Here is a 15,459-nt window from a genome sequence, read left to right as displayed (position 1 = left end):
ATTTGAAAGCCTCCGTGCCTTCGCAAAGGCCAGACCGGCTTAAAGCTTGCTGTCTGCCACCCGCAGCTGACGGGCGCGGGTCAGAATCGCATCCTCAACCTGCCGCACCGCACTCGCGCTGGCCGGACCGCCGCGCGTATACATGGCAACCGTCAGTGACCGCGCATCGAGGGACGGGTCCTTCACATAAACCGTGGCCTTATAGCTTGAACCGCTGCCGGGCGGGCGACCGTAATCAAACACGATGATGCCTGTGAACGGGTCAGCTGCCTTGACCGGCATGAAATCCAGAACGTCCAGCGCCGCGTTCCAGATATACTTGTTGACCTCAACCGTGGTGTTCGGATCATCCACATTGGTGAACAGATCCCAGATCGTTTCCCGCTCTTGGGCTTTTTCCGGCGCATGACGCAGCCCGTCCTGCTTGGCCTCGGTCTTGCCCGACCCGCCAAAGATATTGCCCGATCCGATAGATCCGACCGATCCGCTGCCGCCTCCACATGCCGACAATGCGACCGAGGCGACCAAAGATACACCAAGAATAGATTTCCGCAGGTTGCTCATCAAAACGCCCCGTTCCTGTAAAGTCTCTTTGTTAGTATATAAGCCCCCTTGGGCGGGCAAGCGTTTTCCCCGGAACCAGCGCGCCATCCCCGGCGCCATCCTGCTCAGGTGATTCCATTTTGGAAACCTGCCGGCCAATCCGGGCCAAATGGCGTTCCCGCCGGTTTATTTCCGATTGTTTCAGACATTTTCGGCGTGGCGTGAGGAAACTGTGGCAAAGAAGCACCAACACTCCGGCCAAACCACCCATCGCGGGTCACTGCGCTTGCAATGACCGCCGGGAAGAGGAAAAACACGCTCATACTCAATTCGGATCCCCCGTTTTGAGGTGCACTCTTAAAAAAATATCATGAGGGAAACCGAAATGAAAAAGATCCTTATTGCTACGACCGCACTCGTTGCAACCGCTGGCTACGCCGCTGCCGACATCAACCTGTCGGGTGCCGCTGTTGCTGGTTTCAAATACGTTGACAGCGATCTGGTCGACGAAAAGCTGATTGCTCACGTTGACTACACCCTGACCATCGCAATGTCGGGTGAAACCGACGGTGGCCTGACCTTCGGTGCCGACCTGACCGTATACGGCGACGAGTCGAGCACCCTGAACGGTGGCGACCTGGTTGCTTACATCGAAGGCGGCTTCGGCAAGTTCTCGGCTGGTAACGTTGGTTCGGCTGTTGACGCAACCCTCGGCCTGGGCGACCTGGGCTTCGACGGTCTGGGCACCGACAACGTTGCTGAAGCTCTGATCGACGCCAACGACCAAGGTACCCTGATGTACAAAGGCACCTTCGGCGATTTCGCTGTGGCTGCTTCGTACAACATGTCGGTTGACGGCACCGATCCGAACGCTGCTGACGCTGCAAACGAATTCTCGATCGCAGCCACCTACAACATGGGCGACTACGACTTCGGTCTGGGTTATGACGAGCGTGGCGACGTTGTCACCGTGAAAGCTGGCGCAAACGTTTCCGGCTTCGACATCGACGCTCTGGCTTCGTTCGGCGACAACGACGTGTCGGCTTACGGTCTGACCGCTGGCTACACCATGGGTGCAACCACCGTGACCGCTGCTTACTCGAAAGCAGAAGCTGGTCTGGCTGAAGTTGAAGCCTTCGGTGTGGGCGTTGCCTACGACCTGGGCGGCGGCGCCAAAATCAAAGGCGGCATCGCAGAAGTTGCTGACGTGACCGTTGCTGATCTCGGCATCACCATGTCGTTCTAATCCTCACGGATTATTACGAGGGAAGAGCGGGCCTTGTGCCCGCTCTTTTCTTTTGGGAGATGTGGAAAAACAGATACACACATGAGGTCCCCCATGCCCCTTGCTGACATTCAGGCCCGCATCACCAAAGAAGAAACCCGCCTTGGCCGCGCCCCCGGTTCGACCCGGCTGATCGCCGTGTCAAAGGTCCAGCCGCTTGATCGCGTGGTTGCGGTGCTCGACCAGGGGCACCGGGTCTTTGGCGAAAACAAGGTGCAGGAAGCCGTCGGGAAATGGCCGGATCTGAAAGAGCGATATGACGGGGTCGAACTGCACCTCATCGGTCCGCTGCAAACCAACAAGACACGACAGGCCATGGATCTGTTCGACGTGATCCATTCCGTCGACCGCCCGAAACTCGCCAATACCATCGCGCGAATCGCCAGGGAAACAGGGCGCTGCCCGCGCCTGATGATTCAGGTGAATACCGGCGAAGAAGACCAAAAAGCCGGGGTGCTGCCCGCCGAGGCCGATGCATTCATCGCCGAATGCCGCGCGCTTGGCTTGCCTGTCGAGGGATTGATGTGCATCCCGCCCGCCGACGAAGAGCCCAGCCTGCATTTCGCCCTGCTTGCCAAAATCGCCGCGCGCAATGACCTGTCGGAACTGTCCATGGGCATGAGCGGTGATTTCGAACGCGCCATCGGCCAGGGGGCTACCTATGTGCGGGTCGGCTCCGCCATTTTTGGCGCACGCGACAGCCACGCCTGATCCCCTCTTTTTCTGGTCCTCAATATCCCGGGGTGAGCGGCAAAACCGCGAGGGGCAGCGCCCCTTTCAGGTTCACCGACAGCGCGCCGAAGCGAAAGCGCCAGCGCCCCCGGGTCGCAGGTCAATCCATCGCTGAAACACATATCTTACCGCACAAGGATACGGCTATCCGCCTGCCAGCGGGCAAGGATCCAGCTAAGGTCTTTTGCCGCAAAAGCAATGCAGCCCGCTGTTGGAAACCGCGGACGACGCCAGTTATGCACAAACAGGGCAGACCCCTTTCCCGGCACGGCATCCGGCCAGTTCTGATCCGAAATCAGGCAAACATCATAAAGCGGGGCCGCCATGCGAAGCTGTTCATGGCTGTGCGAATAGCGCAAAGCGCGGACCGGATGATTGTAATTCGAATCATCAGGATCATCTGACCAAAGGTCCCACGGACCGATCGGACGCAAGGGCAGGGGGCAGGTCGGGCGCGCGCGCCGATCCGCCCGATAGAGGCCGGCCGCAAGCTCCCAGATCCCGCGCGGTGTGGCGCCATCCCCCTCCCGCTTGTCATCGGTCATACCGCCACGCCCGATGGAACAGGGAATGCTGCGCCCCATGAACCGTGCGCCCCAGCGGGTGACCAGCATGTCATGCCGACGTGGCAGCAGGCGCGTCACAGGATATGCCCGGATTTGCGCGCCTTGGTGGCGAGGTAAGCGGCATTATGTGCCCCTTCCCCCACTTTCAGCGGCACACGCTCGCTCACCTCGATCCCGGTGGCCTGCATCATCTCAACCTTGCGCGGGTTGTTGGTCATCAGCCGCACGGCAGAAAATCCCATGGTCTTGAGGATCTCTGACCCGATGCCGAAATTGCGCTCGTCATCCTCGAACCCCAGCCGGTGGTTGGCTTCGACCGTGTCAAACCCCTGATCCTGCAGCGAATAGGCGCGCATCTTGTTGGCAAGCCCAATGCCGCGCCCTTCCTGATTGAGGTAAAGCAGCACCCCGGCGCCGGCGTCCCCCATCCGGCGCAAGGCAGTGTTCAGCTGCGGGCCGCAGTCACATTTCAGACTGCCCAGAACGTCACCGGTAAAACAGGCGGAATGCAGCCGTGCCAGAACTGGCTCATCGCGCGGCGGGCGCCCGATTTCGATTGCGTAATGTTCCTCGCGCCCGTCTACGGGGCGGAAAATATGCAGACGTCCCGCTTCTGAGGCCGCCATCGGCAGGCGTGCATGAACAATGGGCACAAGGTTCAGCGCCGCCACATGATCATCGGTGAGCTTCAGCACGGTGAGAAGATGGGTGCGGGCCAGCTCTTCAGCCTCTTCAATCTCGACCACCAACGCGGCGGGCAGAAGCTGTGCGGATTTTGTCAGGGCCACGGCCTGCGCCTCAAGCCCGTCCTCGCCACCACGTTTTGTATTGAGCGGGCCCTTCATCGGGTGGGTCAGGTCGTCGGCCGGGTCGGCAATGGCGGCGATCCAGCGCGTGTCTGCCTCCTCCGGCAGCGTCACACGGGCCACCTTGTCGGAATAGGCGCGGGCCTTGAGCGTCTCGGCGCGGCGGGTGGTGATTGCCAGCACCGGCTCGCCCAACCCACGCAATTCGCGCAGGCGGGCGCTGGCCAGCGTCTCGGCCGCCGCGGCAATGACGGCGCGGCCATTTTGCATGAGCACCACCGGCACCCCCATGCGCAGATCGGCACGGGCGCGGGCAATCAATTCGTTCAGATCCGGGATCAGGTCCGCAAAACGGGTCATGGGGCACTCCTTGCGCCCATATTTAGGGGCTTGGCGGGATAAGGGAAACGGCTTTTCAAGGTTTTTGCATCAGATTGCCGGGGCGGGATGCAATGAATTGAAACATTTCCCACGAAATTATCGCCCCCTGGACACGAGGGCGTGAAAGATCTGTTGCAATGCTTGTCAAACCCGTGTGTGGGGCACATGTCTTGGGAAACGCAATCGTGATTGCTGCCGTGATCGGCCCAACAAAAAGGGAGAGCGAAATGTCGAATCTGAAGAAGATCCTGCTGGTGGATGATGATGAGGACCTGCGCGAGGCGCTCGCGGAACAGCTTTTGATGACGGAAGAGTTCGACGTGTTCGAGGCGGGCAACGGCGCCGAGGCGATCGTGAAGGCGAAAGAGGCGATCTATGATCTGGTGATTCTCGATGTGGGGCTGCCGGACACTGATGGGCGAGAGCTGTGCCGGGTGATGCGCAAGCAAGGTGTGAAATGTCCGGTGGTGATGCTGACCGGCCATGATACCGATGCCGACACCATTCTGGGGCTTGATGCCGGTGCCAATGATTACGTGACCAAACCGTTCAAATTCCCGGTGCTTCTGGCGCGGATTCGCGCCCAGCTGCGCCAGCATGAACAATCCGAAGATGCCGTGTTCCAGCTTGGGCCGTATACGTTCAAACCGGCGACCAAGATGCTGATCACCGAGGATGATCGCAAGATCCGCCTGACGGAAAAAGAAACCAACATCTTGAAATTTCTCTATCGCGCCACAGATGGTGTGGTGCCCCGTGATGTGCTGTTGCACGAGGTCTGGGGCTATAATGCGGGTGTGACCACGCACACGCTTGAGACACATATTTACCGGCTGCGCCAGAAGATCGAACCCGATCCCTCGAATGCGCGCATTCTGGTGACCGAAAGCGGTGGCTATCGCCTGAACGGCTAAAGTTCCCTTGTACTCGGGGTTACGAGTACACCTCCCTCCCTGAAGACTGACCGGACCCTTGTGGGTCCGGTTTTTTTGTGTTCCCGATGGTATGAATTGCGATCAGCGGTTCTTCGACTTCAACCAGTCTCCCAATCGGTCTCTCACCTGTTGCAGGCCGGCGTCGCGTAGCCTCCGATCATAGTCAGCGCACTTTTCGAAATAGGCGATCTGTTCTGATTCATAGAACTTGTCTTCGTTTGCATCCGACCACTCAACAAAATCGACCGCTTCAGTCAGAACTTCCTTGGCTTGGCTCAGCCCTAAAGTGTCGAGGGCGGGCAAAGCATTGCGAACGCCGTCTACGCCCCAGTTAGCAACGCCACTCTCTACGCCACCTGACACAACATAGTTGTTGAGGCCGACCGCATTGAGGCACAGTTTTTCCGCGTCGCTCAAAGACTTGCCTTTTGAACTCTTTTCCCACGCGATTTCATGCAATTGATCGACTGTCTTGAACTGCGGACCTTTTGGGCGAAAAATAATTGCGAGGATCGTTCCTGCAACAAAGACCAAAAAAGAGTAGAGCAACCAATCATTCAAGTAAGGTTGCACCCAGTCATGGTGCCGATGCGTAATCCCGATTGCGCGAAACGCGACCATCACGCCATTAAAGCACATAGAGAAAAAAGCCAAAGCAGCTATCGCAATAAAAAATGCCTGGGCGAGTGATCTTTCCTGCATCTTCAATCCTTTTTAACCAATGCCCATTTGTCTCCCGGAAATGAAGCACAATCAAGGAATTGATTGAGGTTGTGGCGAAACGGAACCGAGCTGGCAATTGATCCCTCACTCCTCCGACTTTGGGGCATCATCTTCCACCGCTAGAGCCCTGAGATGGGAGTTCGTAGAACCGACCCGTGTTGCCCCCTACGTGTTGAACAAACTCCCCACCCCATAAGCCAGCGCCGCAGCAGCGCCTCCGATCAGCAGCGTTTCCCCGGCCGAGCGCCACCAAGGGCTCAGCGACCAGTGGCTTTTCAGCGCGCCGATGGCAAAGAAGCTCGCCATGGTCATCCAGGCAGAAAGGGTAAAGGCCCCCTCAAGCCGGAAGATGAATGGCAGAAGCGGGACCATGCCCGCGACCAGAAATGCCAGAAAGGTAGCGGTGGCAGAGCGCAGGGGATTGGGATCCAGCCCGCCCAGCCCATATTCCCCTTCCATCATCAGGGTGATCCAGCGTTCCCGGTTTTGGGTGACCGCATCGGTCGCCTCGTCCAGAATGTGGTCCGACAGACCCTTCTGGGCCAGAATCTCGCGCACCTCGCGCCATTCGCCCTCGGGATTGGTGGCGATGTGACGCTCTTCGATCTTGCGCAGGCGGCGATAATTGTCCTGTTCCGCCTTGGAGCCGGAATAGGCGGCAGCGGCCATGGAAAACCCGTCGGCCAGCACATTGGCCAGCCCGAGGATCACGATAATGAGGGGGGACAGCCCGGCACCGGCCACACCGGCCACGATGGCAAAGGTCGTGACGGATCCGTCGATGGCGCCATAAACCGCATCGCGCAGAACGCCGCGCCCGGGTGGGGCGCCTATGCGGGCGGCGATTTCCTGTGGGCTGTGGCCATGCTCTGACATGCGGCACCTCTTTTGCATCCAGTCTGAGGGGCCGCGCCGCCACGTGCCTTAAGGCAGATCAAGCAGGGCGGGATTGTTGGCGCGGCGCGGCGTCAGTCCTCTGGCCTGACCGCCTCATCCCCCATCAGGTAGCGGGGGCCGGCGCCCTTATCCGCCGCCACGTCATCGGGGTTATAGAGCGCGCAGCGATCCAGCGAGAGGCAGCCGCAGCCGATGCACCCGTCAAGCTTGTCGCGCAGCCGGGTCAGGGCGGCGATCTGTTCGTCCAGTTCGGCGCGGAAATCTTGCGAAATTTCGGTCCAATCCTTGGCCGTGGGGGTGCGGTTTTTCGGCAACCGGCCCAGCACCTCGCGGATACGGTCAAGGGTGAAGCCGAATTTCTGCGCGATCATCACGAAGCTCAGACGCCGAATATCTGACCGCAGAAACCGCCGCTGCCCACCAGCATTGCGTTCCGGGGCAACCAGCCCCTGGGTTTCATAATAGCGGATCGCCGACACGGCGAGCCCGGTGCGTTTGGCCAATGTGCCAATCGAAATCTCGTTTCTGCGCTCCATGAGGGTCTCCGAAAGAAATAGCTTGAGCTAAAGTTAGATTTAGGAATTATCAACCGAGTCGCAACGAAAAAAGGAGGCCGAAATGGCAGTTTTAGAACATGTGAATGTCACCGTTAGCGACCCGAAAGCCACCGCCGCCTGGCTGGGGGCTGTCTTTGGGTGGAAAATCCGCTGGCAGGGGGATGCGATGTCGGGCGGATACACCGCGCATGTGGGCGACGAGGGGTCATATGTGGCGCTCTACACGCCCAATATCGCGATGAAGGATCCGCAGCATTCCTATACGACACGCGCTGGCCTGAACCATGTGGGGGTGGTTGTGGACGACATCGACGCGACCGAGGCACGGGTGAAGGCCGCAGGGTTCACCCCGCACAATCACGCGGACTACGAACCGGGTAAGCGGTTCTATTTCGACGATCATGATGGCGTGGAATGGGAAGTGGTTTCCTATGCGTGATGAAATGGGGGCGGGGGGAACTCGCCCCTGTTCCCCATATGTTTCTCGGTGTAGGGTGGCCCGGAACGCGCGAAACCGGAGGATAACATGAGCTTCACCCTGGCCACCTGGAACATCAACTCGGTCCGCCTGCGCGAACCAATTGTGCTGAAGCTGCTGGAGGAAGAAGCGCCGGATGTGCTGTGCCTGCAGGAATGCAAAAGCCCGGTCGACAAGATCCCGATGGACGGGTTTCGTGCGCTGGGATACGAGCACATGGTGGCGCGGGGGCAGAAGGGTTATAACGGTGTCGCCATCCTGTCGCGCCTGCCGATGGTGGAGGCAGGCAGCTTTGACTTTGCCGATCTCGGCCATGCGCGCCACATTGCGGGGCAGCTGGAAAACGGGGTCACGATCCACAATTTCTATGTCCCGGCGGGCGGCGATGTGCCGGATCGTGAGGTGAACGAGAAGTTTGGCCAGAAGCTCGATTACCTCGCAGAGATGCGGGACCATTTCTTCAAGGAAAAACCGGGCAAGTCGATCCTGGTGGGGGATCTGAACATTGCCCCGCGCGAAGATGATGTCTGGTCGCATAAGCAGCTTTTGAAAGTGGTCAGTCACACGCCGGTTGAGGTTGAGGCGCTGGGCGAGGTGCAGGAGGCCGCGGGTTGGGTGGATGTGACCCGGCAGGATATCCCCGAAGGGCAGCTTTACTCCTGGTGGTCCTATCGGGCGCGAGACTGGGATGCGGCGGATAAAGGGCGCAGGCTGGACCATGTCTGGGCCACATCGGATATTTCCAATGCCGGGCATGGATCGCGGGTGTTGCGGGATGCGCGTGGCTGGGAGAAGCCGTCGGATCACGCACCTGTTTTTGCGAGTTTTGATCTGTAAGGGGCGCTGCCCCTCGCCTCTTCGAGGCTCACCCCGAGGTATTTTCAGCAAGAAAAAAGCCCGGTTCCGGGGGTGGCCCTTGCATGGCGTGTGGGGTTGCGCCATCTAAGGGGCAACGCAAGACCGTTTACCGGAACATAAGGATGCATCGTCATGGAACTTGACCTCGGCCAAACTGCCGCCCCTGCTGCTGATCTGATCAAGGACGGTTCTGAAGCCACCTTTATGCAGGACGTGGTTGAGGCCTCGAAAGAGGTGCCGGTGATTGTTGATTTCTGGGCGCCCTGGTGTGGCCCGTGCAAGCAGCTGGGACCGGCTTTGGAAGCGGCTGTGACGGCTGCCAAGGGTCGGGTGCGGATGATCAAGATCAACGTGGATGAGAACCAGATGATCGCCGGGCAATTGCGGGTGCAGTCCATTCCGACCGTATATGCGTTCTGGCAGGGCCAGCCTGCGGATGGGTTTCAGGGCGCCTTGCCGCCGAGCGAGATTACCGCGTTTGTGAACCGGGTGGCTGATCTTGGCGGGGATGGCGGTCTTTCCGAAGCGATTGAGGCGGCGGAGGAGATGCTGGAGGCGGGCGCTGTGGAAGATGCGGCCCAGACCTTTGCGGCAATCCTTGAGGAGGATCCGAACTCGGCCGCTGCCTTTGCTGGGCTGGCGCGGGCGCAGATTGCCCTTGGCCAGTTGGATCAGGCGGAGGCGGTGTTGAATGGCGCCCCGGCCGAGATTTCATCGGCCCCAGACATCGAAGCGGTGCGGGCGCAGATTGAACTGGCCCGGCAGGCTGAGGATGCGGGGCCGGTGGCCGAGCTGCGGGCGCGGGTGGATGCCAATGCCGATGATCACCAGGCGCGGTTTGATCTGGCGGTGGCGCTGAGTGCCGCTGGAGACAGTGCCTCGGCTGTAACCGAGCTTTTGGAGCTTTTCCGTCGTGATCGTGACTGGAATGAGGGGGCGGCCAAGGCCCAGCTGTTGACGATTTTTGAAGCGCTTGCCGCGAATGATCCCGTGGCCCTGAACGGGCGGCGCAAACTGGCGTCAATGATCTTGGTGTAATCGGATCCTCGGGGTAGGGTAGGGTATGATCACCGCTGCTGACCTGCCCGACACCGTGCCGATTTTCCCGCTTGCGGGGGCGCTTTTGCTGCCGCGCGGTCGTCTGCCCCTGCATATTTTCGAGCCACGCTATCTGGCGATGTTTGAGGATGCGCTGAAGACGCGGGCGAGGTTGATTGGCATGGTCCAGCCGCAGGGCGAGGCGCTGCACGGGATTGGCTGTGCCGGGCGGATCACTTCGTTTACCGAAACTGAAGATGGGCGTTACATGGTGACGCTGACAGGGGTGTCTCGGTTTCGTCTGATTGGGGTGCAGGACGGGTTCACCCCCTACAAATATGCGCGCGTCAATTGGACCTGTTTTGATCGCGATCTTGGGAAGCCTGAACGGGACCCCCAGATGAAGCGCCCCGCTTTTCTTGACCTGCTGGCGCGCTATTTTGCGCTGGAAGAGTTGCAATCGGACTGGGAAAGTCTGAAAGAGGCGGAAGATGAGCTGCTGATCAACGCCCTGGCCACGCTTTGCCCCTTTGGCCCCGAAGACAAACAGGCGCTTCTTGAGGCACCATCGTTGACCACCCGCCGCGAGACCCTCGAGGCGCTAATGGAAATCGCCCTGCGCAGCAGGGAAGGAGATGAGACCCTGCAATGACTGATCAGAAATCCGCCCCCCAGGTTGACCGCCACATGATCGAAGCCCTGGTCTGCCCGGTCACCCAGACCACGCTGAGCTATGACGCGGAGGCGCAGGAGCTGATCTCAAAAGCCGCCAAAATCGCCTTCCCGATCCGGGACGGGATCCCGGTGATGCTGGTGGATGAGGCGCGCAAATTGGAAGGGTGAGGTTTTCAGGATTTGATGTGTGCCGAATGGGGCAGGTGCTACCTTTTTTCACCTTGCCTCATTTGTGTGCGTTGCGTACTCCGTCGGTAATAGACGGAGAACATTATGAAAAAATCCATTTTTGCAGGTCTTGTCTGCTCACTTCCGATGACTGCAACAGCGCTGACAGATGAATATGCACAGGCCGGTCAGGATCTTGGGATGGCCGCCACCTGTGTTCAGTATCTGGGTGACATGGAGATGTATGCACATTTCGAGCGACAATTGATCGAGCGGAACCGGTATGAGGTGAAGCAGGGTGTGCCCGGTGCACCGAACCCGGCAGAGGTGGAGAAAACACTGCAGATAACGCGGCCCAAAGCGCGTGCGGCATCAGAGCTTCCGAAAGAGGTCCCGGAAATCATCCAGAGCTGGTGTGACGATCTTCGGAAGAAGATGAAGTAGGGCACAGCCGAACCAATCTGGTTGCCAGTGAATAAAGGAACCAGCACCCCAGAGTTGCCTTTCCGATCTGTAAGGGCATTCCAATCAAGCTGGCGGATGAAGCGCGCAAGCTGGAGGGGCGGGCGGGAAGGACATTTCGCGAAGCCCTCAACAGGAAGCCAGGCACCACAGCCAATGGATGGGTGCCCGGCGGAAAGTTGTCACCCTGCAAGCGGGGCGTTGTTGATCGCACTGACCTCTTCCATAATGTCAAAGACATGATCCGAGGTCACTTTGATCCCGATGCCCTCCAGGCGCTTCATATGCATGGCCTTGTAGGTTTCCAGATCGTCGCGGGTGCGAAACAAGTAGGTGGACCCGTAGTGATTTGTGCCTTCTTCGGCGGTCCAGATCTTCCAGATGATGCCCGGTTCTTCGGCAATGCTTTCGGCAAGCTGTTTGGTGCCTTGCAGAAACTCGTCGGTGATCGGACCGTCATAGGTCATATGCAGGTCCCAGATTTTCAACATACTCATGTTCTTGTTCCTTGATAGGGGGGGGATTATTTGTTCTTGCCAAGCTGCACGAAGCTCAGAACAGCGAGCAGCGCAAAGAAGGCAGGGTCGGACCAGCCGAACCCGGTGAAAATGCCGGTAAAGCCCGCGTAAAGCGTGATGATGACGCCGAGCAGGTTGGTCCAGATCAAGCCGGTCAGGATCGACCGTGCGGCGGAGCTGCTGTTTTCGACATGGCGAAACAGGAAGCTGATGATGCCAATCCCACCCAGGAAGATCGAGTTATGCTGGGACAGAAATACGGCATATTGGTCATTCAGCTGCACACCATAATTTGGCCACAGAAGGGTCGGGCCAAAAAACAGCGCAAGCGCGAAAAACATGTAGATCACGCCATGTGCGGTCAGGAAGGTTTTGTTGGTCATGGTTTGTCTCTCTCGGATTGAGGCAGCTTTTTACGAAGCTGATTGAGCACCCTGATTGCCTGTCGTTTGTCCTGGGCGTTGATGCCCGCGAACACCTGCTCCAGGGCGCGGTTGTGGGTCGGCATAAACTCAGCCACTTTTTCATGTCCCGCTGGGGTCAGGCGCAAAACCCGCGCCCGCCTGTCGTTTTCATCGACGGTTTTTTCCACCCATCCGGCCTGGATCAGGTTCTTGACGACCACATCCAGATTGCCGGACGTTGAAAGCGTCAGGCGCATCAGGTCGTTGATTGACAGGGGCCCCTTGTTGCTAAGCGTTTCCAGGGCGTCCCATTGCGGGGCCGTCAGGCCGCCGGAACGAAACACGGGACCCATCGCGCGCATGAACAACTGCTGACTGCGCAGCAATGCCAGAACCAGGGTTTGGTTTTCTCGTATGTGGTTTTCATTTGTCATGACGAGTATTTGTCCCTAGGTAGGGATAAATTCAAGACCTGAAGCAAATAATTTCTTCTTCTCCGCCTTGATGGTCGTTAAGCCATTCTATTTGAATGATATTTCATGATGTGAATTGAAGGGGATCCGGGGCGTCGGGTCAGATCTGCCGCCCCTGCAACAGCTTTGGCAGATCCCCCGTCAACCCTGCCGCCTCGCGGATGAAGCCACGGCGCAGGCCGGGGAAGGCGTTGACCACCCCCAGTCCAATGTCGCGGGTGGCGCGCAGGATTGGGTTATCGTTGGAGAAGAGGCGGTTGGTCAGCTCGGTTGCGCCCACCATCTGCATCACGTCCCAGCGCCGCCATTGCTGATACCGTTCCAGAACGTCGATCCGGCCGATATCTTCGCCGCGACGCCGCGCCAGTGCCAGCACTTCCGCCAGCGTCGCCACGTCCTTCAACCCGGCATTCAGACCCTGCCCGGCAATCGGGTGCATCCCATGTGCCGCGTCCCCCACCAGCGCCAGACGGTCAGACACAAACGCCTCGGCCACGGTCAGGTTCAAGGGATAGGTGAAGCGTTTCCCGGCCAACCCGATCTCCCCCAGGAACGACCCGAAGCGCGGGCGCAGCTCATCCAGATATCCCGCGTCATCCAGCCCCTGAATGCGCGCCGCTTCTTCGTGGCTTTCGGTCCAGACGATGGAGCTTTGATTGCCCGGCAGTGGCAGGATCGCCAAGGGGCCGGGGGGCATGAAAAACTGGTGTGCCGCGCCATTATGCGGCAGCGCGTGGTCCACGGCGCAGACCAGAGAGGTTTGCCCGTAATCATGGCCCCAGCGTTTGATCCCCGCCCGTTCGCAAGTGCCCGAGCGCCGCCCGTCACAGCCCACCACAATCTGACCGGTGAGTGTTTTACCCGACCCCAGTGTCAGCGCGACAGAGGCAGGCCCCACCTCTTGCGCCACCACAGTTTCCTGATCAATCAGGGTGATTTTGGGATGCGCTTCGACCGCGTCCAGAAAGGCGCGGGACAGAAACCGGTCCTCGACCATATAGCCCATCGGGCCTTCGTCGATCTCGGCATGGTCAAATTCCAGCACAAACGGGCCGGGGCCTTCACCCGCGCGCCCGTCCGAGATGCGGATATCCAGAAGCGGCTGGGAATGTGGGGCCACCCTGGGCCAGACGCCAATCGCTGAAAGCAGGCGTTGAGAGGCAAGGGCGAGCGCATAGCCGCGCCCGTCGAAATCATCCGCCCCCCGCGTGCCCTTGGGCATCGCGTCCACGATGGTGACGTCAAAGCCGCAATCCGCCAGCGCCAGCCCCAGCGCCGGGCCATTCAGCCCGCCACCCACGATCAGAATATCAGCATCCAGTTTCATGCCCCCTTTCTCGCGCGATTGCGGGGGATTGTCCATGTGCGATCCTGCCGCTACCGTCCTCGCGGATATGAGGAGAATGTCATGAGCCGTGCGTGGTTGAAAATGTCTGTGGGGGATCTGGGGCGCGGTATTGGCGCGGGGCAGATCGACCCGGTGGATCTGGTCAGCAGCTATTTCGAGGCAATCCGCGCGCACCCCTTTGCCGACCGGATCTATGCCCGATTGACCGAGGGTCGCGCGATGGCCGAGGCGAAAGCGGCCCGTCTGCGCGCCAAGTCCGGCCAGCGTCTGGGGCTGGTCGATGGCGTTCCGATCTCGTGGAAAGACCTGTTTGACACGGCGGGGGTCGCGACCGAGGCCGGGTCGGCGCTCCTGAAAAACCGCATCCCGACCGAGGATGCCGAGGTCTTGAAAAACGCCACCGCACAGGGGCTGGTCTGCCTTGGCAAAACCCATATGAGCGAGCTGGCTTTCTCAGGTCTGGGCCTCAACCCGATCACGGCCACCTCACCTTGCGTGAATGATCCTGACGCCGTGTCGGGCGGGTCCTCGTCCGGCGCGGCCACCTCGGTTGCTTTTGACCTGGCCCCTTGCGGGATTGGGTCGGACACCGGCGGGTCGGTGCGGATCCCGTCCGCGTGGAACGATCTGGTTGGGCTGAAAACCACCTCTGGCCGCCTGTCGCTGAAAGGCGTGGTGCCGCTGGTCAAAAGTTTCGACACGGTGGGGCCGCTTTGCCGCACTGTGGAAGACGCCGCTTTGATGCTGGCCGCGCTTGAGGGGGGCAGGCCAGCTGACCTGCGCGGGGCCACGCTTTCCGGCGCCCGGCTTATGGTCTTGGAAAACGGGCTGGACGCTGCCCGCGACGCCCCGCGCGCGGGCTTTGAAAACGCAATTGGGCGGCTGCGCGACCAAGGCGCCGACATCACCCGCGCCCATCTGCCCGTGGTGGAAGAGGCGCTGGCTCTGTCCGGCGTGCTGTTCACGACCGAGGCCTATGGCATCTGGAAAGACCAGATCGAAGCGCAGCCCGACCTGATGTTTCCTGAGATCCGTGACCGGTTCCGCTCTGGCGGGCAGTTTTCGGGGGTGGAGTTTGTGCAGGCCTGGCAGGCGCTTGATCAGATGCGCGCGCAGTTCCACGCGCAAACCGCAGGCTTTGACGCCGTGGTCCTGCCGACCTCAACCATCTTGCCACCCAACATGCAGCGCCTGCTGACCGACAGTGACTATTACGTCGAAGAAAACCTCTGGGCGCTCAGAAATACCCGCATCGGCAACCTGATGGGCAGCTGTGGCCTGACGCTGCCGACCGGGGTGCCGTCTACGGGGGTCATGTTCCTAGGGGAACCGAGGGCAGAAGAGCGCTTGCTGCGGCTGGGGGCCGCTGCGGAGGTGTTGGGGGAGGGGTGAAGTCTGGTTTGAGCCCGTGTGGACGGATGCTGCACCAGGCACTAAGGTCCGACTTGGGGCATTAAATAAAGCCCGGAGGGGACGGATGGGATCACCAGAAGAAAAGAAAGTTCACTGCAATCTGCATGGCCCATCAAATCCAGCTTATGCGTGCTCCCACTCTCTAACCTCATTGCGCGATGGGCGTAGGAGAGGGTTGGTATTCGTTCGCGATGAAGAC

Annotated in this window: 20 protein-coding genes; 10 read left to right on the top strand and 10 right to left on the bottom strand. The window is 59.7% G+C overall.

Annotated features, from left to right (window positions below; translation table 11 throughout):
* Positions 1-39 precede the first annotated feature (39 nt).
* Positions 40-564: a DUF3576 domain-containing protein gene (locus K3J57_RS13365; protein WP_173496070.1), complete on the bottom strand. Its 525-nt coding sequence runs from the start codon at positions 562-564 to the stop codon at positions 40-42.
* 364 nt (positions 565-928) lie between these two features.
* On the opposite strand from K3J57_RS13365, the gene K3J57_RS13360 reads away from it, so the two are divergent.
* Positions 929-1,789 carry a porin gene (locus K3J57_RS13360; protein ID WP_259796285.1) on the top strand — a complete coding sequence of 287 codons (861 nt, stop codon included), beginning with the start codon at positions 929-931 and terminating at the stop codon, positions 1,787-1,789.
* A 93-nt stretch (positions 1,790-1,882) separates the two neighbouring features.
* On the top strand, positions 1,883-2,539 hold the full coding sequence (locus K3J57_RS13355; protein ID WP_259796281.1) for a YggS family pyridoxal phosphate-dependent enzyme: 657 nt from the start codon (positions 1,883-1,885) through the stop codon (positions 2,537-2,539).
* A 146-nt stretch (positions 2,540-2,685) separates the two neighbouring features.
* On the opposite strand, the gene K3J57_RS13350 is transcribed toward K3J57_RS13355, so the two are convergent.
* Both K3J57_RS13350 and ribA read right to left on the bottom strand, forming a co-directional pair.
* On the bottom strand, positions 2,686-3,174 hold the full coding sequence (locus K3J57_RS13350) for a L,D-transpeptidase family protein (RefSeq protein WP_259797802.1): 489 nt from the start codon (positions 3,172-3,174) through the stop codon (positions 2,686-2,688).
* Positions 3,175-3,200: 26 nt separating this feature from the next.
* Positions 3,201-4,292, bottom strand: a complete 1,092-nt coding sequence (gene ribA / locus K3J57_RS13345; protein ID WP_259796279.1) for a GTP cyclohydrolase II — start codon at positions 4,290-4,292, stop codon at positions 3,201-3,203.
* A 248-nt stretch (positions 4,293-4,540) separates the two neighbouring features.
* On the opposite strand from ribA, the gene K3J57_RS13340 reads away from it, so the two are divergent.
* Positions 4,541-5,227 carry a response regulator transcription factor gene (locus tag K3J57_RS13340; protein ID WP_173487577.1) on the top strand — a complete coding sequence of 229 codons (687 nt, stop codon included), beginning with the start codon at positions 4,541-4,543 and terminating at the stop codon, positions 5,225-5,227.
* Between the two features lie 102 nt (positions 5,228-5,329).
* Here the strand turns inward: K3J57_RS13340 and K3J57_RS13335 are convergent, their stop codons facing one another.
* From K3J57_RS13335 to soxR, 3 genes are all read right to left on the bottom strand, one after another.
* Positions 5,330-5,950, bottom strand: coding sequence for a hypothetical protein (locus tag K3J57_RS13335; protein ID WP_259796277.1), 621 nt, complete (start codon positions 5,948-5,950; stop codon positions 5,330-5,332).
* A 186-nt stretch (positions 5,951-6,136) separates the two neighbouring features.
* Positions 6,137-6,847, bottom strand: a complete 711-nt coding sequence (locus tag K3J57_RS13330; protein WP_259792347.1) for a VIT1/CCC1 transporter family protein — start codon at positions 6,845-6,847, stop codon at positions 6,137-6,139.
* A gap of 92 nt (positions 6,848-6,939) precedes the next feature.
* Positions 6,940-7,404, bottom strand: a complete 465-nt coding sequence (gene soxR, locus K3J57_RS13325; RefSeq protein ID WP_259796275.1) for a redox-sensitive transcriptional activator SoxR — start codon at positions 7,402-7,404, stop codon at positions 6,940-6,942.
* Between the two features lie 82 nt (positions 7,405-7,486).
* On the opposite strand from soxR, the gene K3J57_RS13320 reads away from it, so the two are divergent.
* The 6 genes from K3J57_RS13320 (at position 7,487) to K3J57_RS13295 (ending at position 11,086) form a co-directional block, all read left to right on the top strand.
* Positions 7,487-7,864 (top strand): VOC family protein, encoded by a 378-nt coding sequence (locus K3J57_RS13320; RefSeq protein ID WP_259776067.1) that lies wholly within the window; start codon positions 7,487-7,489, stop codon positions 7,862-7,864.
* Positions 7,865-7,951: 87 nt separating this feature from the next.
* A complete protein-coding gene (locus tag K3J57_RS13315; protein WP_259792343.1) occupies positions 7,952-8,740 on the top strand; it encodes an exodeoxyribonuclease III in 789 nt (262 codons plus the stop codon).
* A 153-nt stretch (positions 8,741-8,893) separates the two neighbouring features.
* Positions 8,894-9,799 carry a thioredoxin family protein gene (locus K3J57_RS13310; protein WP_259785160.1) on the top strand — a complete coding sequence of 302 codons (906 nt, stop codon included), beginning with the start codon at positions 8,894-8,896 and terminating at the stop codon, positions 9,797-9,799.
* A 25-nt stretch (positions 9,800-9,824) separates the two neighbouring features.
* Complete coding sequence (locus K3J57_RS13305; RefSeq protein ID WP_259776064.1) at positions 9,825-10,451, top strand: LON peptidase substrate-binding domain-containing protein; 627 nt, start codon at positions 9,825-9,827, stop codon at positions 10,449-10,451.
* Entirely contained in the window at positions 10,448-10,642 is a 195-nt protein-coding gene (locus K3J57_RS13300) for a Trm112 family protein (protein ID WP_055192973.1), read from the top strand. Before K3J57_RS13305 ends, K3J57_RS13300 begins: the two co-directional genes overlap by 4 nt.
* 105 nt (positions 10,643-10,747) lie before the next feature.
* Positions 10,748-11,086, top strand: a complete 339-nt coding sequence (locus tag K3J57_RS13295; protein ID WP_259796274.1) for a hypothetical protein — start codon at positions 10,748-10,750, stop codon at positions 11,084-11,086.
* A 200-nt stretch (positions 11,087-11,286) separates the two neighbouring features.
* Here K3J57_RS13295 and K3J57_RS13290 read toward each other — a convergent pair whose 3' ends face one another.
* From K3J57_RS13290 to K3J57_RS13275, 4 genes are all read right to left on the bottom strand, one after another.
* Entirely contained in the window at positions 11,287-11,601 is a 315-nt protein-coding gene (locus tag K3J57_RS13290) for a monooxygenase (protein WP_259796272.1), read from the bottom strand.
* Positions 11,602-11,627: 26 nt separating this feature from the next.
* A complete protein-coding gene (locus tag K3J57_RS13285; protein WP_173488253.1) occupies positions 11,628-12,005 on the bottom strand; it encodes a hypothetical protein in 378 nt (125 codons plus the stop codon).
* Entirely contained in the window at positions 12,002-12,460 is a 459-nt protein-coding gene (locus tag K3J57_RS13280; RefSeq protein WP_259776062.1) for a MarR family winged helix-turn-helix transcriptional regulator, read from the bottom strand. The genes K3J57_RS13285 and K3J57_RS13280 overlap by 4 nt, the downstream gene beginning before the upstream one ends.
* Positions 12,461-12,599: 139 nt before the next feature.
* Positions 12,600-13,862 (bottom strand): FAD-dependent monooxygenase, encoded by a 1,263-nt coding sequence (locus K3J57_RS13275; protein WP_259785156.1) that lies wholly within the window; start codon positions 13,860-13,862, stop codon positions 12,600-12,602.
* A gap of 45 nt (positions 13,863-13,907) precedes the next feature.
* Between K3J57_RS13275 and K3J57_RS13270 the strand changes: the two genes are divergently transcribed.
* Positions 13,908-15,239: an amidase gene (locus K3J57_RS13270; RefSeq protein ID WP_259796270.1), complete on the top strand. Its 1,332-nt coding sequence runs from the start codon at positions 13,908-13,910 to the stop codon at positions 15,237-15,239.
* Positions 15,240-15,459 lie beyond the last annotated feature (220 nt).

The organism is Aliiroseovarius crassostreae (assembly GCF_025137635.1).
In the GTDB taxonomy this organism is placed as follows: domain Bacteria; phylum Pseudomonadota; class Alphaproteobacteria; order Rhodobacterales; family Rhodobacteraceae; genus Aliiroseovarius; species Aliiroseovarius crassostreae.
The sequence above is the reverse complement of the archived record's forward strand: the minus strand, read 5'-3'. Positions and strand labels throughout refer to the sequence as shown.